This window comes from Salipiger sp. ABF4_146 (genome assembly GCF_056161345.1).
Genome location: NZ_JBSWYX010000022.1, coordinates 1 through 18,351, shown reverse-complemented (window position 1 = coordinate 18,351; position 18,351 = coordinate 1). Strand labels below are relative to the sequence as shown.

At 61.9% G+C, this 18,351-nt stretch carries 21 protein-coding genes and 1 pseudogene; 8 read left to right on the top strand and 14 right to left on the bottom strand.

What is annotated here, in order from left to right:
• Positions 1-186: 186 nt before the first annotated feature.
• The 6 genes from ACXAJT_RS22550 (at position 187) to ACXAJT_RS22525 (ending at position 4,945) form a co-directional block, all read left to right on the top strand.
• A complete protein-coding gene (locus ACXAJT_RS22550) occupies positions 187-450 on the top strand; it encodes an antitoxin (protein ID WP_475239399.1) in 264 nt (87 codons plus the stop codon).
• Positions 451-458: 8 nt separating this feature from the next.
• Positions 459-692, top strand: coding sequence for a PIN domain-containing protein (locus ACXAJT_RS22545; protein ID WP_475239619.1), 234 nt, complete (start codon positions 459-461; stop codon positions 690-692).
• Positions 693-956: 264 nt separating this feature from the next.
• Entirely contained in the window at positions 957-1,958 is a 1,002-nt protein-coding gene (trpS, locus tag ACXAJT_RS22540; RefSeq protein WP_475239396.1) for a tryptophan--tRNA ligase, read from the top strand.
• Between the two features lie 40 nt (positions 1,959-1,998).
• Positions 1,999-2,298, top strand: a complete 300-nt coding sequence (locus ACXAJT_RS22535; protein ID WP_475239394.1) for a hypothetical protein — start codon at positions 1,999-2,001, stop codon at positions 2,296-2,298.
• Positions 2,299-2,430: 132 nt separating this feature from the next.
• Complete coding sequence (locus ACXAJT_RS22530) at positions 2,431-4,200, top strand: hypothetical protein (protein WP_475239390.1); 1,770 nt, start codon at positions 2,431-2,433, stop codon at positions 4,198-4,200.
• Positions 4,201-4,270: 70 nt separating this feature from the next.
• Complete coding sequence (locus ACXAJT_RS22525) at positions 4,271-4,945, top strand: SOS response-associated peptidase (protein ID WP_475239388.1); 675 nt, start codon at positions 4,271-4,273, stop codon at positions 4,943-4,945.
• A gap of 292 nt (positions 4,946-5,237) precedes the next feature.
• Here ACXAJT_RS22525 and ACXAJT_RS22520 read toward each other — a convergent pair whose 3' ends face one another.
• The 11 genes from ACXAJT_RS22520 to ACXAJT_RS22470 all read right to left on the bottom strand — a co-directional run bounded on the left by ACXAJT_RS22520 (position 5,238) and on the right by ACXAJT_RS22470 (position 14,745).
• Positions 5,238-5,555 carry a HigA family addiction module antitoxin gene (locus ACXAJT_RS22520; protein WP_164213770.1) on the bottom strand — a complete coding sequence of 106 codons (318 nt, stop codon included), beginning with the start codon at positions 5,553-5,555 and terminating at the stop codon, positions 5,238-5,240.
• 9 nt (positions 5,556-5,564) lie between these two features.
• A complete protein-coding gene (locus ACXAJT_RS22515) occupies positions 5,565-5,840 on the bottom strand; it encodes a type II toxin-antitoxin system RelE/ParE family toxin (RefSeq protein ID WP_475239384.1) in 276 nt (91 codons plus the stop codon).
• Between the two features lie 500 nt (positions 5,841-6,340).
• On the bottom strand, positions 6,341-7,675 hold the full coding sequence (locus ACXAJT_RS22510; protein WP_475239380.1) for a HipA domain-containing protein: 1,335 nt from the start codon (positions 7,673-7,675) through the stop codon (positions 6,341-6,343).
• Positions 7,672-7,962: a helix-turn-helix domain-containing protein gene (locus ACXAJT_RS22505; protein ID WP_475239377.1), complete on the bottom strand. Its 291-nt coding sequence runs from the start codon at positions 7,960-7,962 to the stop codon at positions 7,672-7,674. Before ACXAJT_RS22505 ends, ACXAJT_RS22510 begins: the two co-directional genes overlap by 4 nt.
• 229 nt (positions 7,963-8,191) lie before the next feature.
• A complete protein-coding gene (locus ACXAJT_RS22500; RefSeq protein ID WP_475239616.1) occupies positions 8,192-8,266 on the bottom strand; it encodes a DUF2256 domain-containing protein in 75 nt (24 codons plus the stop codon).
• Positions 8,267-8,411: 145 nt separating this feature from the next.
• Entirely contained in the window at positions 8,412-9,506 is a 1,095-nt protein-coding gene (locus tag ACXAJT_RS22495; RefSeq protein ID WP_475239374.1) for a hypothetical protein, read from the bottom strand.
• Between the two features lie 104 nt (positions 9,507-9,610).
• Entirely contained in the window at positions 9,611-10,120 is a 510-nt protein-coding gene (locus tag ACXAJT_RS22490; RefSeq protein WP_475239371.1) for a DUF3299 domain-containing protein, read from the bottom strand.
• 35 nt (positions 10,121-10,155) lie between these two features.
• Complete coding sequence (locus ACXAJT_RS22485) at positions 10,156-11,406, bottom strand: ABC transporter permease (RefSeq protein ID WP_475239368.1); 1,251 nt, start codon at positions 11,404-11,406, stop codon at positions 10,156-10,158.
• Positions 11,403-12,116, bottom strand: a complete 714-nt coding sequence (locus ACXAJT_RS22480) for an ABC transporter ATP-binding protein (protein ID WP_475239365.1) — start codon at positions 12,114-12,116, stop codon at positions 11,403-11,405. The genes ACXAJT_RS22485 and ACXAJT_RS22480 overlap by 4 nt, the downstream gene beginning before the upstream one ends.
• Positions 12,100-12,741 (bottom strand): zinc uptake protein ZrgA, encoded by a 642-nt coding sequence (gene zrgA / locus ACXAJT_RS22475; RefSeq protein ID WP_475239361.1) that lies wholly within the window; start codon positions 12,739-12,741, stop codon positions 12,100-12,102. Before zrgA ends, ACXAJT_RS22480 begins: the two co-directional genes overlap by 17 nt.
• An 864-nt stretch (positions 12,742-13,605) precedes the next feature.
• Positions 13,606-14,745, bottom strand: a complete 1,140-nt coding sequence (locus tag ACXAJT_RS22470; protein WP_475239358.1) for an HPP family protein — start codon at positions 14,743-14,745, stop codon at positions 13,606-13,608.
• Between the two features lie 152 nt (positions 14,746-14,897).
• Here ACXAJT_RS22470 and ACXAJT_RS22465 point away from each other — a divergent pair.
• Positions 14,898-15,466, top strand: a pseudogene (locus ACXAJT_RS22465) (antitoxin of toxin-antitoxin stability system).
• On the opposite strand, the gene ACXAJT_RS22460 reads toward ACXAJT_RS22465, so the two are convergent.
• The 3 genes from ACXAJT_RS22460 to ACXAJT_RS22450 all read right to left on the bottom strand — a co-directional run bounded on the left by ACXAJT_RS22460 (position 15,435) and on the right by ACXAJT_RS22450 (position 17,767).
• A complete protein-coding gene (locus ACXAJT_RS22460) occupies positions 15,435-16,448 on the bottom strand; it encodes a Fic family protein (protein ID WP_475239355.1) in 1,014 nt (337 codons plus the stop codon). The pseudogene ACXAJT_RS22465 and the gene ACXAJT_RS22460 sit on opposite strands and share 32 nt — an antisense overlap.
• Before the next feature lie 387 nt (positions 16,449-16,835).
• The gene (locus ACXAJT_RS22455; protein ID WP_475239352.1) at positions 16,836-17,105 is read right to left on the bottom strand and encodes a helix-turn-helix domain-containing protein; all 270 of its coding nucleotides are present in this window, start codon (positions 17,103-17,105) and stop codon (positions 16,836-16,838) included.
• Positions 17,105-17,767, bottom strand: a complete 663-nt coding sequence (locus ACXAJT_RS22450; RefSeq protein ID WP_475239350.1) for a cation efflux transmembrane domain-containing protein — start codon at positions 17,765-17,767, stop codon at positions 17,105-17,107. The genes ACXAJT_RS22455 and ACXAJT_RS22450 overlap by 1 nt, the downstream gene beginning before the upstream one ends.
• Between ACXAJT_RS22450 and ACXAJT_RS22445 the strand changes: the two genes are divergently transcribed.
• On the top strand, positions 17,766-18,251 hold the full coding sequence (locus ACXAJT_RS22445) for a MerR family transcriptional regulator (protein ID WP_475239347.1): 486 nt from the start codon (positions 17,766-17,768) through the stop codon (positions 18,249-18,251). The genes ACXAJT_RS22450 and ACXAJT_RS22445 overlap by 2 nt on opposite strands.
• Positions 18,252-18,351: the final 100 nt, after the last annotated feature.

Sequence of the window (18,351 nt, the reverse complement as noted above, 5' to 3'; positions counted from 1 at the left end):
CAAACAGACCTATGAGACAGCGCTCACAGTCTCATAAAGGCGGATTTGTGGCTGTCCGGCATATAGGGTTAATGGTTGGCTGGTCGGCGCATCGAGGAACGGAGGCGCGGCATGAGTGCAGGTTGAAAACCTCTACACAACAATGTATATGTTCTAGCATATACAGCTTTAGCTGGAGGGGCTTTCATGCCGCATCCGCACCCAGATTCAGAGCCTCGTGAAGCCAAGCTATTCCGCAACAACAAGAGCCAAGCCGTACGTATTCCCGCAGACTTCGAGCTGCCGGGAGATCGGGTGAATATCTATCGTGACGGGAACCGACTTATCATCGAGCCGGTACGCCGCAAGAACCTGCTTGAAGTACTGGCCGGACTAGACCCGCTCGGTGAAGAGGATCAGTTTCCTGATGTGGACGAGACGCTTCTCCCGTCCAAGGAAATCGACCTTTGACCCGCTACATGCTCGACACCAATATTGTCTCCGATCTGCTGCGGCATCCTGACGGCGGTGCGGTAAAGCGAATTCGCGAGGTCGGGGCGGATGCGATCTGCGTGAGCATTATCACAGCCGCAGAGCTACGGTATGGGTGCGCCAAGAAGGGGTCTGCGAAGCTAAAGCGGTTCTCGGATTTTGCCATACCAACACACTACCCCCCCCCCCAGACGAGCTATCCTTCAACGAGTTTGCATTAGCTACATAATTCCGCGCGGGATTAATTGAGTGAGGGCACGTCGATTGATCTTCCGTGAATTCGGCATTGATTTTGAGCGCAAATAAGAATAGATGCTAGGTCATGACGCGCATGATGACCCCTTCGACCTTCTGGTGGCTGGCTTCCTAATACAGGCGGCCAGATAACTCATGCATGCAACACTGGGCCGCCGCATTGGCGGCCTTTGTGTTTTCAGAGTCTTCTCGTGCGGTGTCCCTCCACGCCAAGAAAGGGCACCCCCAAAATGACTAAGAAAACCATTCTCACCGGAGACCGGACGACCGGGCCACTGCATCTCGGGCACTACGCCGGCTCACTCAGAAACCGTCTGAGGTGCCAAGAGACCCACAACCAGTTTCTGCTGCTCGCTGACATGCAGGCGCTGACAGACAACGCGCATGACATTCGCAAGGTGCGCCGCAGCGTTCTGCAGGTGGCCATCGACTACCTCGCTGTCGGCATCGACCCCGAGAAGTCCGCCATCTGCCTGCAGTCGCAACTCCCGGCGCTGGGCGAGCTGTCGATGCTCTATCTGAACTTCGTGACCCTGGCTCGGCTGGAGCGGAACCCAACGATCAAGGAGGAGGTCCGCTCGCGGGGCTTTGGCAGAAGCATTCCTGCAGGATTTGCTTGCTATCCGGCTGCCCAAGCTGCCGACATCACCGCCTTCAAGGCGGAGGTCGTGCCCGTCGGAGAAGATCAGGCGCCGATCTTGGAGCAGACCAACGAAATCATCCGGAAGATCAATGCAGCTGCCGGCCGCGAGGTGCTGCCGGTTGCCAAAGCCATCATCCCGTCAGCGGGTCGGCTTCCTGGTATCGACGGGCGCGCCAAGATGTCGAAGTCCGGGGGTAACTCGATCCCGCTGTCTGCCTCTCGGCGAGCTCTGAAGGACGCAGTGAACGCGATGTACACGGACGAAAACCACCTAAGGGTATCGGATCCGGGCAGGGTAGACGGCAACGTTGTCTTCACCTTCCTGGACGCGTTCGATCCGGACAATGAGGCCGTCGAGGAATTGAAGGCTCACTACCGCCGTGGTGGGCTCGGCGACGGAACTCTGAAAAAGAGACTGCTGTCGGTTCTGGAAAGCTTCCTCGGGCCGATCAGAGAACGCCGCGCCCAGCTGGAGGCGGATCCTGATTTTGTTCGGGATGTCATCCGTGAGGGGACGGCGCGATCTCGAGAGGTCACGCAGCGAACGAGAGATGAGGTCTTCGACGCGATCGGGATGTTCCCCTTGTGACGTTTGCGGTCCCGGCCTTGCCGCGCTACAGGGAGCCATGATGGATGATTTTCAGACTTGGCTCGCTCAGCACCGTAAGCGCCGCAAACTCGCAGCCCGTGCGGTTGCTTGGTGTTGGATAGGGATCGGCCTGCTGACCCTCAGCATCTTCTTTGCGCTGTTCGGGTTTGGGCAACTGCTCTCGCCGCTCATGCGGGTAGTCATTTCCCTGATTGCGAGCGGCATGGGGACGCTGATGGTCACGACACTGATCAAAGCGAAGACCCTCACTCGCAGCCTAGACGACCTCGAGGCCTCGCGGCGGAAGCTTGAAAGAACGATCAGCGGTCAAAGTGACTGACTGAACCGGCCCTTCAGTACCAACCTTAGGTGGTAATTCCCGGGAGAATTGTAAGATTCCCTGCCCTTGTATGGCGGGGGACATACAGAGGCGCTTTAAGTGAGACCGACAGAATTTCGCTTCAGGGTCCTCATGTATCGTTCTCTTCTTATGTCCGCCGCCGCCATCGCGCTGAGCCAAACCTCTGCTTTGGCTGCGCAGGAGGCTCACTATTCAGGTCAATCGTACTGCGGCAGCAATTTCCGGCACACCTATGTCATCTCGTCTGGGGACGATGGATTCCAGGTCATTCGGGAGAAAGACTTTTCAAGATATGATGTGACCTCCTACCCCGAAGCCTTGGGATCGATGCGGCACAGCTACGGCAGAGCGAGCTTTGAAGTTCAAAGTGCAGATGACGGTAGCCTGGCTCTGTATTGGATGGATGGTCGGTGCCAAGGGAGTAGTGTTCTCGCCCCGATGCCATCTGACCCCGTATCGGCTTATCAGGAGGTCGTCAGCTTTGCGTCTAGCAGCGAGACAAGTCCGAAGAATGCGGTGAAGCTTAGCGATATGGTCTACAACCTGCCCCCGAGTGGGTTGCTGCCCGACTTGGACCAAGCAACTTTGCCCAAATCCACCTATGACGCCGTGAATGAGTTTTACGGGGAGTATCTGACCCAGCAGGACGCGATCATTGATGAGATGCCGGTGACGAGCGAGGACGAGGCTAAGGCGCTCCTCTCCAAGGTAGCAGAGGTCTACGATCCCAAGCTTGGCTTTGATCTCAATATTTTCGAGGAGCGGAGCCTTAAGGATCGCTACCAGAGGAAAATGGAAGACGCCGCCTTCCGGGTCGCTTCCGCCGGATACGAAGTTGCTCCTATGAGCGGTCTCGAAGAGGAGCGGTTCTGTGCGCTCGTCGACACGACGATTTTCAATCGTGCCGATCGGATGGAGCCTCTCTTCGGGCTTCCTTTTGCCTACTGGGATCGGGAGTTTACAGAGGGCGCAATGGCACGGCTCGAGGAGTGCGGGAACAAGTGGGGTGCAGAGAAAGCAAAACGCCTTGCCAAGCACTACCCGCGAATTGTGCAAGCGTCTGAAAACCTCTCCGAGCGCTTGGCAGCTGCAGAGAAAGACAGGGAACTGCTCGCCGAGATCGAGAGCAATGTGTCTGAAATCGATAAGTTGCCCAACGAGATCGGGGCCTACCTCGATACGAACGGCTATCGGGATTTTCAGAACATCGAGGTGCCTCGGGGCTCGAGCCGCGAGGTGCGGGAGGCAAGTTCTCAGCTGCACAAGCTTGTCCGAGAGCGTCAGAAGGCGGCGCTTCCGGTCATCGGCGCCTACGCTCAAAAGGAGCTCGAGTTTTCTGAGGACCAGTTCATGTCCGACGATTGGGAATTCTCCGCAGCCTACGACGACCCGCGCTGCGAAGTGCCGGGGCTCCCGGCAGACCTTGACTTTGACGCTAAGAACATCATCCGCGGCGTTTGCAGCAATGCGATCATCAAAGCCAACGGAGAGCGCAATGAAAGGCTGTGCGAACTCACCCAAGAAAAAACCGGTCTGAGTTCGGAAGAGCTCGACACACTGCTGATCGTGAATGCCGCAGAAGGCGCCGAAGACGTCGACAACGTGAAGCTGGGAAAGCTGATTTGCGAGCTTCGCGGGCGCACCGAGTTCTCCTGGTCCGAAAACAGCGGGTTCTTCTCGTCGGGTTATACCCTCGAGGCCACGGACAAGCACGACCAGTCCCTCACGACGACCGTCACCTTCGAGGAGGAGGAGGAGCTCGGTGGCATGGTGCCCCAAGAGTACATCCATTCCACCGGAGGTAACCTGGAAGACCGGTCTGTCCGAGATCAACTGACCTGCATGGCGAGCCCGGGCTACCAGGGGTGTGCAGCCAGCTAATCTGTGCAAAGAACTTGTCCGATCCTGAAAACGCGCCATCCTCTAGGCGGGAGAATTCAGGATCGGGTCCATGTGCAATCTCTATGCTTCCACGATGCCACAGGACGCCATGCGAAGCCTTTTCAAGGTCGACGCTGGCAACGACGCGCTGGGCAACTTTGAGCCCCGAAAGGCAATCTTTCCGAAGTACGATGGTCCTGTCGTACGCGTGAACGAAAGTGGTGAGCGGGAGCTTCTGGACATGCACTGGGGGTTCGTCATGCCTCAGAAGTCGAAGAAGACCGGCAAGCCCATCCAACCGAAAGCGATCAACAACGCCAGGGACGACAAGTTGCGCTCGAGTGGCTTCTGGCGCGGTAGCTTCGAGGAACGCCGGTGCCTGATCCCTGCGACGTCCTTCTGCGAGGCCAAGGGGCGCTCGCCGGCGACCTACTTCTGGTTCACGGTCGTAGGTGAGGATGGAGATCCAGAACCTTATGCTTTCGCGGGCATCTGGCGGCAATTTAAGGGCTACTACAAGGATGACCCGGTAGAGATCGATACGTACTCGATGGTCACGTCCACGCCCAACGCTCTGGTCAAGGACGTCCATCCGGACCGGATGCCGGTGATCCTACCGCGGGAGGACTACGACATCTGGCTCACTGGGGCGCCGGATGACGCCTTCGAGTTACTTAAGCCGTTCCCGGCCGAGCGCATGAAGGTCACGGGGCAGGGGGAAGATCTCAAAAGTGAGCCAGCATGATATTCTTGAGGCCCCTTGGTCATCCTTTCAGGGACGGGCCTCATTCGTCTGCAGCCGTCCTGCGCCGTTCCAACCGGCCCGAGATGCGCAGTGCGTTCGCCTCGATCAGTTCTGCAACTTCGCCAACATTTCCGGCTGTCGCACCGGAAAAGGACGTTACCTCGGAGGTCGTCTTCACCCGAGCCGCGACTATCCGATCTACGAGCAGCGGACTTCTTCGAAGCTCTGCTGAGCCCGGTGCCGCGGGAGAAACCAGCGAGCCAGCAGCCAACTCGCTCCGTCGCTATGGGATCTAGGTCGTGGCCGAGTTGTCGGGCGCGGCGCTCAGTGTCGGGATGGCCGACACATCGACGTCGCGGGTTGCATGCCAGGCATCATAGGCCCCCTGCATCCTGATCCAGACCAGTGGCGCGGTGCCGAATAGCTTACCAAGCCGCACGGCGACTTCCGGGCTGACGGGCTTCCGTTCGGCCAGAAGGTCATGCAGGTGCTGGCGCGAAATCCCCAGAAGGCGCGCGATTTCGGACTTGGATTTCCCGGTCGCGGGGATCACATCCTCGCGGAGCAGTTCGCCCGGATGCGTCGGGCAGCGGTTGGGGTTGCGGCTCATCCTCGCCTCCTAGTGATATTGCTCGTAGTCCAGCACATAGGCGTCGCCGTCGCGGAACTCGAAAGTGATGCACCACGGGCCGTTCACATGGACGGTGTAGCGCGTTGGAGTGTGACCTCGCAGACTGTGAAAGTCGAAGCCCGGCAGGTTCATGTCTTCGGGAGCGGTGGCGGCGTCGAGCGCATCCAGGCGCCGCAGAATGCGGCTGTGCATGCGCGCCTCGATCTTTGACTTGCCAGTCTCCCAGAGGGCTTTCAGTTGCTTGTGTGCGAAAGTCTTGATCATGACCTTATGTAAGCTGATAGGCGACAGGTGTAAAGTGGTTCACTACAGGTTCTAAGTCGCGAAAGACCATTCGCGGCTGTGCAACGATCTTGGCGATGTGTTGCAGCTTTCGCCATCCCGGCCGAAAGGGTGCCCTCTATGCAGGTCCCTCGCCAACGCGCAAAATATCACGCGTAAGCATTGCCCGTCTTCACTGGTGCGCAAGGCTGGTACCTCTACGGCCGTCAGCTTCCCATCCCCGGCAGAAAAGTCTCCGCAATCCCCCGCCGGCCATCCTCCCTTCCCAGCTGGACCACCACATCGATGCTGTGGGCGCAATAGCGGCGGACCTTTTCGAAACTCATGTTGAGCCCGGTGCCAAGCACCATCATCGCCAGCCGATCGATGATCCTCCCGCGGGAAGATTACGAGACCTGGCTCGGGGGCTCGTCTGTTGATGCCTTCGAGTTGCTGAAGCCGATCCCGGCTGAGCCGCATGTAGGCAATCGGTCAGGAGGAAGCTATAATTCGTCTTTAGACGCCGGGCGCCGTTCCAACCGGCCCGCGATGCGCAGTGCGTTCGCCTCGATCAGTTCTGCAACCTCGTTAACATATCCGGGTGTCGCACCGGAAAAGGACGTTAACTCGGAGGTCGTCTTCACCCGAGCCGCGACCATCCGATCTACGAGTAGTTGCACCCGACCCATCACGTCCGCTGGTCGAAAACCGGACGTCTCCGCGATCACCTTCCAATGACGCGCGGCCATGTCACCGGGCTTCCGGCGTTTGCCAGCAAGCGACTGAGCAAACTTCTGCACGACGTGTGGCCAGGGAAGAGCCGTAGAGACATCATAGAGCGGCGACAGGTGAGGGGCATCGCGTAAGGGAAGGAGCAGCGAGTAGTTCTTCGCGTGTCCGTCCGTGTTCGCAATGAGGGCGTTAAAGATCACCTGATCCAGGAGGGCTAGGACGCTGCGTGGGCCCAGGCGGCGACCGGTCTCGAAGAGATCATGAAGCGAAAGGCCCGGAACGGTACCGTGCTCATACTTGCGGCCTGGTGGTAGACTGTTGGCCTGAGCGAAGTCCTCTTGGTGAAGGCGCTGAATGGCGCCGGTTCGCGTAAGGCGGCGGTCGTATCGCAACACGCCAATGGCCGTCCGCGCCGGGGTAGCAATGATTGCGGCTTCTGCGGCCGGGATCCCAATCGCGGCTGCTAGGCGCAGGCAATATACCACGTTCTCCGCAATGCCGGGAAGCCGTGGGTTGTCTGGCTTCACGATGATCGTGGAAGGCGCCCCGGCAATTGGAACAGCCAGCTGGTCCCCCTCTCGCGGAAGTCTCAGTACCGGGTTTCCATCAGCATCGAGGACCGCCAATGCCGTCTTTTTCTGGCCGCCGGCCAAGGACCAGCGGACGCCTTCTTCTCCGGCGAGGAATGGCCTGTTATCGAGGTCCGCGAGATGCTTTTCAAGAGCTTCTGCGGCGTCTTTTGTCTCGTAAAACTCGGTAAGCGGGCTATACCGCCAGGCGTTTGGATCGCTTGGATCTCGAAACGACAGCGCCCCAGCTGTATCACCGCCGATGTCGGAAAGGAGGCCCAGAATATCCGCTCGTGATCGCCCCAGAGAGCGCGTCAGCATGTCGAGTTGCTCTTCCTCGGGAATGAGGTTTGCAAGCCAGGGCGAAATGATGCTTGACGCATAACCTGCAGAGCTTATCGGCATGCTGAGCGAGATCGGGAAGGTGCCTTCGGTGGCTTGCCACGCGGGCTCATACGAAAAGCTCAGGTCGCCTTCCGGATCCACACCAATGCGCCCCACAAGGAGGCGGGCAAAGTAGACTTTGACCACGGTCATTCGAGGCCACTCAGATCATAGCCTGGGCCCTTATCCCCGACCTGAGCAGGGCCGGCTTCAGTCGAGCGGACGCAGAGTGTTGAGATGTCGGTGCCAAGTGATCGCGCGATCTTATCAAGAGTGCTCAGCCGGGCATCGCGTTTGCCGGTCTCAATCAGCGAGAGCGCCGAGCTCGAGATGCCGGACAAGAGTGCGAGGTCATGCAAGCTAAGAGCAGCGGCCTGTCGCTGCCGTCGGATTTCAGCCCCGACCCGCGTCAAGATATCTCCGTTTTTATTGATGTTCATGGCGCCGTCTCTTACCGAATACGGTAAACGGTAAGCGAGATCGCACCGAAGAGCAACGCACTTATCGTTTAAGGTAAAATTCGACGCTTACGGCTCGTTGCGAGGTGAAAATTCCTGTATTCGGTAAAGTATGGTGAGGTCGACCAGATAGCCATGGGCAGACTGGGCAAGATCGCACCTCGCTTGGCTTGTGTTTTCTTAGAGCGGGGCTGGTTGCACCCAAGCACGCTCACTTTGCCGATCGCCGGCACCGATCTGAGCAGTAGATGACGTGCTCCCAATCCCGAGCCCACTTCTTGCGCATTTTCATGAGCGTACAGATTAGGACTTTGCCTAGGACGAGAAAGTAGTGACGCTGTGGCACGGTCGACTACCAGCCCTGAGCTGCCCTCCGAGCTCGCCGCAGCATCACGCCAGGCGCCGGTAAAGAGGGCGGATGTGGCGGAGGATCAGCCGTCGGAGCCGGGCTTTGTCACGGGCACCGCCCCTGCACCGCGCGCCTGCGCCACATAGATCGCCACCGCCAGAAGGTCGGGCGCGGAAGTGAGCCAGTCTTCTTCCATGATCTGCGCAAGCAGCGGCGCCTGTGACCAATCCTGCCGCGTGACGAACTGCCGGGCGACCAATGGCGCACCTTCCGGCCGTGCGTTGACGAACCGCTTCAGTGCGTCGGCGATCTGCGTGCGGACCTCGGGCGGCGCCGCGCCATGCTGGATTGCCAGAGCCTCGACCACCTGTTCGAGGTTGGCCAGCGTTTGGCGCGGGTTTGCAAGGTAGTGCTCTTCGAGGAAATCCACGCCCGCAACGCCGTTCAACTCTATCTCTGCCGTGGCAAAGGCGCCGAGGTTGTTCGCCCACTCCCAGTCTGCGACACGCAGCAGGAAGTCCCGGACCTCGTCTCGTGCCGCGTCGCTGTCGCTCAGGCCCAGCAGCAGAACCCGGATCGGCTGGTAGCCATAGGCAAAGGGGGACCAGAGGTCGCGTAGCAGGTCCTCGGGCGTAAGCCGAAGGTCCATTTCCCTGAGCATTCCATAAGGCGCCTTGTCGATCTCGTTCAGGGCCAGGAGGCGCAGATCGATGTCGGGGCTGTCCTGCAGATCGGCGAAGATCGCCAGCCGTTCGGCGTTATATCCACCGTCCCAGCCGGGCGCCTTCGCGAGGATCTCGGTCATGATGGGCCTGAAAGTCGCGTCAACATAGGCGAGGATCAGCCAGCTGACGCCATCATGCGCCAGCAGCACTGTGTCGTCGGGGTGGTTCAGCAACTTGCGGCGCAGATCGCTGCTGACCAGAAGGTTGATCTCGGGCGCTTCCCCCGCGGTATGGATCACCTTGGTGACGTGAAAGGAGAACTCATTGTCTGGATCGGGGCGGGCCAGCACGACCTCGGTGCCGTCGACCAACCAGTCGCCGACGGTCTGCTCCGGCAGGTCGGTGTGGAAGGCACAGGCGGCGGTCTGCGGCGCCGGCAGAAGCGCCAAGGCGGAGGCCAGCAGCACCCCGGCGATACGCGGCCTGATCCATGTGGAAGTGGTGCGGCTCATGCGGTACTCCCTTGGGCTGCATCCAGCTTGCAGCGTTCTTCAGGCCTTGTCCATGTCCAATCCTTGTCGAACTCTGGACCGCGCCGCGCGGAGCCCGGACAGTCTCAGCCCTTGTAGGGCTCGATCCTGTCGGCCGAGAGCGCATAGCCCACGTCGGCCAGTTGGGTGGAGGTGGCGGCGGTGCCGAACATGCCGGTGACCGTCACAGCCTCGAAGAGGCCCTCCGACTCGTAGGGCTCTTCGGTGGTGACGAAGACGAGCTGGTTGGCTGGCGGCGGCGGCACGTGGACGCAGGCCCCGACGTAGGGCACCAGCATGAAGGCGGTGACCCCGGTGCCCTCGTAGTCGAGCGGAACGATGAAACCCGATATTTCCACCGTCTCGCCGTTCCAGTCGGTCCGCACCCCCGACGACTCGGGCTGCTGGGCCGCCAGCGACGCCTGATCGTGCTGCACCAACCCCTGCAGCCCGGGCGGCAGCGCGGTCTCTCCGTCAGGCAGCAGGTCCTTCCACGTCAGCACCGTGGCACTGGCCGCGCGCAGCGCAGTGGCTGGCAGCGCCGCGACAAGCGCCAGTCCGGCGCAGAACGCGCGCCTTGTAACGGGTGTCTGCATATCGTGCTCTCCATTGTGTCCACGCAGATCAAAAATCATATGCGCACCATCATGCCATCGGCGAGCGACAGGCGATAGGCCCTGAGCGCGGGCAGCAGGCTGGCCAGTGCCGCCGCGCCGATCACGGCCAGTAGCCCCCAAAGCTCGCGCAGCCCCGGCGGTTCCAGCGGCAGCCAAAGGCCGAACGCCGCATCTATGAGAGGCCGCGCCAAAGCCAGCGCCCCGTAGAGCAGTGCCATGCCCAAGAGCGCGCCCAGTGCCGCCATCAAGACCGCCTCCAGCACCAAAAGGCCAAGGATCACCGCCGGGCGCGCACCCATGGCGCGCCAGATCGCCATCTCGCGCCGGCGCTCGTTGAGGCTCGAAAAGATCATCGCGGTCATGCCCAGCAGCGCCGTGACCACGACCATGGCCGAGACACCCACCAGCGCGGTCTCGGCGATGCCGACAATTTGCCACAACTCCTGCAGTGCGACGCCCGGCAGCACCGCCAGCAGCGGTTCCTCGGGATACTCGTTGATCCAGCGTTGCAGCGCAAAAACCTGCAGGCGCGATTTCACTCCGACCATCGCGGCGGTGATCGCCTTCGGGGTGAGGTCCATCTGCCGGATTTGCTCGACCGGCGTGGCAGCGCCGGATCGCTGCGCACCGCTCTGCCAGTCGACGTGGATCGCCTCGATCGCTTCGAGGCCGACGATCACCGTGCGGTCCACCGGCGTGCCGGTCTTGGCGATGATCCCCGCCACGCGGAAGGGCTGGTCGTCATGTTCGGTGAAAGAGGCGAGCCCGTGCGAGACCACGATCGGATCGTCCACCGCATAGCCGAGCGCCGCCGCCACATCCGCCCCGATCACTGCATCATAGAGGTCGTCCAGCCCGTGCCCCCGCGCGATCTCCAGCGCGCGGCCGCCGCGGTACTTGTAGTGCTCGAAGAATCCGGGCGTGGTGCCCATCACCCGGAACTGGCGATGGCTGTCGCCGAGGGAAATCGGCACGATCCAGTCCACTTCGTCGCGCGCGGCGAGGTCCTGGTAGCTTTCCCAGGTGACGTTGTTGGTGGCATTGCCGATCCGGAACACCGAGTAGAGCAGCAGCTGCACAGAACCCGAGCGCGCCCCGACGATCAGGTCGGTGCCCGATATCGTGTCGGCAAAGCTGGCGCGGGCCCCGGTACGCACTTTCTCGACCCCGAGGAAGAGCGCCACCGACAGCGCGATGGCGAGTACCGTCAACCCCACGGTCAGGGCGCGGGCCCGCAGCGAGCCGAAAGCGAGACGCAGGATCATGCGGCGGCCCTTTCGGTATGGGCGATGTCCTCGAGCCGCAGCACGCGGTCGAAGCGCGGGGCGAGGCGCTCATCATGGCTGACCATCAGCAGGGCCGAGCCCGCCTCGCTGGTTTGCTCGAAGAGCAGGCCGAGGAAATTGTCCTGCGTCGCTGCGTCGAGCGCCGAGGTCGGCTCGTCGGCGACGATCAGCGGCGGGCGCCCGATCAGCGCGCGCGCCACGGCGACCCGCTGCTGCTGCCCGACGCTGAGCCGCCCGGCGGGGCTGGCGAGCAACCCGACCGGCAGGCCAAGGGCTTTGCACAGATGCTCGGCCCCGGCGCGGGCGTCCCCGGCACGCCGCCGCCGCTCCGGCGCGAAGCTGAGCGGCAGCAGGATGTTGTCGGCCACGCTGCCGTAGGGCAGCAGGTTGAATTGCTGAAAGATGACCCCGATATGCTCGGCCCGGAAGCGGTCCCGCGCCCCGGCCCGCAGGGTCGCGAGATCCGTCCCGCCGACGGTGACCTGTCCGCTCTGCGCCGTCACGATGCCGCAGATGAGCGACAGCAGCGTCGACTTGCCCGAGCCGCTTTCCCCCAGCAGCAGCACGCTCTCGCGGCGCGCGACCTGAAACTGTGGCACCTCGAGCGCAAAGCCCGAACCTCGGTCCCAGTGGAACCGTACCCCGTGCAGCTCGACGGCCGGCTTTTCCAGTTCAGAGCTGTCCGGCAAGGTCGAGCACCGGGCTGCCTCGGTCGACTTCGAAGGCCTGCGCCCCCTTGTCGGTCAGCAGCTGAACTTCGATTTCGCGCGCATTCGGGAACATGTCGAAATAGGCAAAGCCGATCTGGGAAAGGTCAGAGGGGGACGCGCAATCGAGGGCATATTCGGCATGGAATTCTGTGTGCCCATCGTCGGCGTGGTCGTCATGGTCGGCGTCATGCGCGTCATGATCGTGATCATCATGGTCATGCCCCTCATGATCTTCCTCCGCATGCTCCTCGTGATCGTGGCCTTCTTCATGCACGTGCTCATCCGCCTCCAGCGCGGCATGCGCCTCAGCCACGGTACAGCCGGCGGCCTCGGGCATCACGAAAAGCTCGAGCGGGCGCTCGAGCACTGCCAAGGCCGTGTCCACGGCCTCGCGGTCCGCCGCAGCGCTGGCCGCATGTTCAAAGCCGACGATATCGGCCCCGGGCGCCTGCAACTCCATAGAGATGCGACCGCCTTCGATTGCCATGTTCAGCTGCCCGATGCCGTGCTCATGCGCGCCAAGCTCGCGGTGGTCCTGCGCGAAGGCAGATGTCTGCGGGACGGCCAGGAGGCTGGCGACCAGAGAGATGTGAAGTGTTTTCATCGTGAGTCCTTTCGCAATCGATTAGGGACCTTCAAACGCTAGAATGCAACAATGCTATAACATTGCGCTGTGAGGTTGTCTTACAAGTCAGTCGCATCGCGAGCAGCGCTGACAAAACGCTTAGGGCGGAAATATGTTGTTTCATGCGTGGCGCAGCGTGCCATTCTCGGGCTCCTCGGGCCTCAGGAGGCGATCGAGCACCTGCAGCGAAAGTCCGGAAGGTCCGCGCACCGCCGCCCTATGCTCTCGGGGTGAAGGGCGAGTTAAGGGCTGGCAGCGGTCGAATGCATCCGCAGCGAAGCTCCCGCTCTATCTCGGTGAGTTAGGGCTCGGAGCGGCCGATCGCTGCGCTTAGCCGCCGGAGGGCCAGCAACGGAGGGCCAGCAAGAGTTCAGCAAGTGAGGCTGCACACCCTCCATGGTGCGCCTTCGGTGGTGCAGTGTTGAAGCCGCACATTTGGCAAAGGGCCGCCCCAGGTTTGGATGGCCCCTTTGCTTCTCTACTTGGCTCGCCGTCCAATCTCTCTGACGATGTCTTCTGGATGCGAAGCTGGCTGGCGATGATCTCGCCGCGGTATGCGTGGCGATTGGCTTGCGTGTCGAAGCTGCCGACGCCCCCGGTGGAGGCCTTCCCAAAGCAAACCAAGCATCACAGCACCCGCGGTCGTTCGGCGTGCTTCCATACATTATCGGACATCAGGTCCTGTGGGGTACGCTATTGCGAGAGATTTGTTTGGCCCATAGATAGGGCGTAGGGTTCGGAATTGAGCCACAAGCTCATCTTTCCCTACCTCCGTGTTGAACTTTGGCCGAGCTTGTCTCGGCCATTTTTCGTCTGCAGCGTCTTTTCTGTGGTGTGTCAGCCTTAGCTGAGCGCCTGTCGCGCCAGCGCGGCGATCAGGTCTGTGCGCGTAACGATGCCGACGATGCGTCCGCGTTCCAGGACTGGCATGGCATCGACGTCCCCATCCGCCATCATCGGCAGCAGCGCGGCGACCGGCGTTGCGCGCGTCGCACGCGGGCCGGCAACATCCATGATGTCCGAGGCGGTCACCGGGATCTCGCGCTGGAGATCGACGAGCCGCCGAAAGGCGGGCAGGAGGCCCCGTTCAAGCCGCTGCGCATCCTCGCGGGCGCGGGTGATCAGGTGGATCTGGAAGATCACCCCAAGAAACCTCTGCTCGGGCCCGACCACTGGCAGCGAGGTAAACCGATGCCGCCGGAACAGGTCGGCGACCTCTGCGAGGCTTGTGCCGCCACCAACAGTGACCAGATTGCGCGACATGATGTCCTCGGCATTGAGCGGGCCTGCATGGTGACTCGCGGCTTGCAGCTCGGCGGCGCCGATGAGCCGGGCCAGGTCCTCGACCCCGAGGTTGAAGGACTGCCGGTAACGCTCCAACAGCCCGGAGAGTTCGGTCTCGGAGAGCCCGAGGCGGTCGGAAGGGCTGCGGTCCTCGGTGCCGTGCTGGCTGGGGGCGTCGAACTGCCGGAACGGGTAGTGCCGCCCGGTCAGCCGGGCGTAGAGCGCGGCGAGGACGACCAGCGCGGTGGTGCCCGCGGCGATCGGGGTCAGCGCGAACCAGAAGCCGAGATGGTCGATAGCCTCGGGGCTCATGGCGGCGGTCATCGCCACCGCCCCTGCGGGCGGATGCACCGCGCGGCAGACGATAGTCGCGGTGATCGCCAGCCCCACGGCGAGCGCGATGCGCAGCGCTGGATCGGCGACCAGCAGGCAGGTCGCAACACCCACCAGCGCCGCGACGGTATTGCCGACGATGGCGGACCATGGCTGGGCGAGGGGGCTGTTGGGCACTGCGAAGAGTAGCACCGAAGAAGCTCCGAAAGGCGCGACGAGATAGAGCCCGAGGCTCAGGTCGACCTGCGGCGAGAGCAAGAAGAGCCCGGTGACGCCGAGGCCGAGCAGCGCGCCGAGACCGGCGCGGAGCGCCTCGGCGAGGGAGACGCGCGCCACGGCGGGCCCGAGGGAACGGAGAATCTGCATGGCGGACTTCCTTCTGTGCATGCCGCGGAAAAATTCAGCATTCTGCGAAGAGTTCAACCGTAGGCCTGTGCGAAGAAGATGACGGTGGTGACCAGCCCGACGGTGACGATGAAGGTCCGCAGTAGCGAGAGGTCTTGGACCTTGCGGGCGATATGCGCCCCGAGGCGCATAGAGACGGAAAGGCTTCAGGTATTGGGTGCGGCTTCGACTATGACTGGTACGATGCGGTCTAAGAGGATTTCCAGCGCGTCGCCGAATTCCTCAGGCTGAACCTCAAGCCCCGAACCGTCCGGCTAATGGGCGGCGGCACACGGCAGGAACCCTGCATCTGGTTCCGAGGCTTCTTGAGCCAGGGAGATGGCGCGTGCTTCGAAAACTTCTATGCGTACCGCAAGGGCGCCCCACGCCGGATCAGAGAATACGCGCCGCAGGACACCGAGCTGCAGGGCATCGCGGCCATTGGTACCATGAGTACTGCATGGCGATCCCGGTCGAGTGTGACAGCCCAAGCGGGCAGGACATGACCGCCGATGCCGAGGACACCATGATTGAGGCGTTGCGCAATCTCGCCTGCTGGCTCTACCGCCAGCTCGAGCGCGAGTACGACTATCTGTCCCCGGATGACGTCGTCGATGAGGCCGTCACCGCCAATGGTTACACCTTCACCGAAGCGGGCCAACGGTTCGACCTCAGAACTCCTCCCGGAACTCCGCATAGATAGCTTCGATCCGGTCGGCCTCCGCGTCGGTCAGACCAGCGAAGGAATTCGCTCTAGCGCGTCCGGAAAGCCTGCCACCGTTCTGCTGCAGCAAACGAAACAGCCGGTCGAGCAAGCGGTCCGGCATGTCGATCAGGCCCGAGACGCGGGACTTGAACCCGTCATAAGCACGTAGGAACCGGGGCTCTGCTGGCAGGTTATGGTCGATTGTCTGGGCCACGCAGGCGAAGAGGAATTCGGCATGGGGCGTGGCATCGAAGAAGCGACAGAAATCGCCGGTGTCGTTCAGCACCTCGACGTTCCCGCGATCGGTTGGGCGCCAGCTGACATGGGGCAGCAGTCGACGCGAATAGCTCTCGAGGACCTGCCGGTAGGCGTCGATGCGCTCGAGGATCACCGCCGACACCGGGAAAACCAGCCTGGGCGGATTGAAGCCGCGTGCAGCAAGCACGTGGTGGATCAGGTAGCGATGGAGGCGCCCGTTGCCGTCCTCGAACGGGTGGAGATAGACGAAGCCGAAGGCGAGGCCGGCAGCCGCCAGAACAGGATCGAGCCCCGGAGCAATATCGCGGTCGAACGCTTCGAGTCCGGCGATCAGCGCAGGCAGGTCTTCGTGCCGGGCGCTGACGTGATCGGGCAGGGCGGCGCCGGTCGTGCAGTCGTGCTCGCCAATGAAGCCGCCCTCCTGCCGCAGGCCCAGATGGACGAAGCGGGCATCGCCGATGACGATGCGTTGCAGGCGTTCGAGTTCTGCCCGGTCGATTGGATGCCGTCCGGCTTCACCGATGATCTGGCCCCAGCGCCGGATGCGATCCTGGGGCGGGTTCTCGCCTTCGATCTGGAAACTCGACCGTGAATCCTTGAGTCGCAGGAAGGCCGCAGTACGCGCGAGCAGATCGGCGGGCACCTCGGCCAGCACCGCGCGGGCCTCGGCTGCCAGGTCGCGGGCGATGAAGGCCTCGATTGCCGGGGTGCGGAAGATCATCGGGCAAAAATCCGGGGTGCCGGGCCAGCCCTTTGCATGTCGTGGTACAACTCGCGGCTGATATCCCTGCGGGAATGTCCTTACGACCAATACAGTCTCCCGAAGAAATCTTCGGGGGCCTTCCCCGCCAGAGGTCGGCATTGCGGACTTTTCGGTCATTCGCGAAGCGGCAGGTGCAAATGCAGCATGACGGTGGAGTTGTTCGCAGCCGCAGCAAGTGGCGTCCTGCGCCGCAGCGCAGATCACGAAAGCGATCGTTCAAGGATTCACCGGACCTGGGAGCCTAAACCCACCATTCGCTGCGCCTTGCCGCAGCGCCGCCGATGTGGACTTTGCTGCCATTCATAATGGGTGAGCAATTACCACCTCGCCGACCCGTTTATTTGATCAGCACCGGCTGCAGCATCGTGACTGCGGAACCACCAGAAAATCGTCGCTGGTCAGAGCGCGCGTGCTCGTCAGCGTTTCGGGGCGAACCTGAAGCGCCGACGCCAGCCGCAGGACCGTGTCTTCGGTACGTGTTCCTTCGGACGGAATGGCACCTTCAAGCCGCGCGATCTGCCGCTCTGTCAGTCCAGACAGTTTGGCAAGGCGCGGGCGCCCGACGCCGCGTGCCTTGCGGATTTCGGTCAGGCGTTTCGGCTGGATGGTGAACATCATTGGGCTCCTTGTTTGGCGGCACGCAGCACGGGGATGGGCATCGAAGACCCGCTGCGCCATTCGCGCGTTGCATCCCGCATTACTTGGGCGGCACCATGCAGGGCAAGGCCTGCCATCAGCGTGGCGACGATGAAATCGGGCCAGCCCGTGCCAGTGCCGAAAACCCCGAGCGCGGCCAGCAAAACCGCCACATTGGCGACCACATCGTTGCGCGAGCAAATCCAGACCGAGCGCATGTTCGCGTCGCCTTCGCGAAACGCGGTCAACAGCAGAAGGCAGATCACATTCATGATCAACGCCAGTGTCCCCATCACCCCCATCGTAGGCGCATGAGGGATTGAGCCGTGCAGCGCATGCCAGATCACCGTGCCCAGCACCCACAGGCCGAAAGCCCCCATCGACGCGCCCTTGACCCAGGCCGCGCCCGCCCGCCAGCGCAGGGTCATCCCCAGCACGGTCAGGCTGATTGCATAGTTCGCGGCATCCGCAAAAAAATCGAGCGCATCGGCCTGAAGCGCGGCCGAACCCGCAAGCATTCCGGCCGCGATCTCGGCCACGAACATTCCGGCGTTTATGGCCAGTACGATCCAGAGGACGCGACGGAAACGGTGAGATGATCCCGCGGTGGAGGAACAGGCATCGGAAGAGCAACAGGGCATGATCGACTCGCATTATGGTCCAGTTGCCGTCATATCTACAGTCTATAGCAACTATAGGGTCAAGACCATGAGTGAGACGTATCGCATCGCAGATCTGGCCCGCCTGACCAACACCAAGGTGGTGACGATCCGCTATTACGAGCGCATTGGTCTGATGCCCGAACCCGAGCGTAGCGCCGCGAACTATCGCCTCTATTCCAAAGTGCATCTTGATCGTCTGCGCTTTGTGCGGCGCTGCCGCGATCTAGGATTCTCGCTGGAGCAGGTCGCCGATCTTGCTGCGTTGTCCTCAGATCGACAACAGTCGTGCCGTGACGTGGACGATCTGACGCGGGTGCATCTGGCCGAGGTTGAGGCGAAAATCGCCGATCTTAACGCGCTTGCCGTAGAACTCCGAAGGATTGGGGCGCAATGCACAGGCGGCACAACGATATCCAACTGCCGCATTCTGGAGGCATTAGATCGGAGCGGAAGGTCAGCTTAGGGCTTATTTCGTTGAAAAACTCGGCTCGGTGATCGCGTTGCCGCTCGCCCAGGATTTGCGGTGCCTGTGCCTATCCTTCCTCAACAGGCGACCTGTGGGA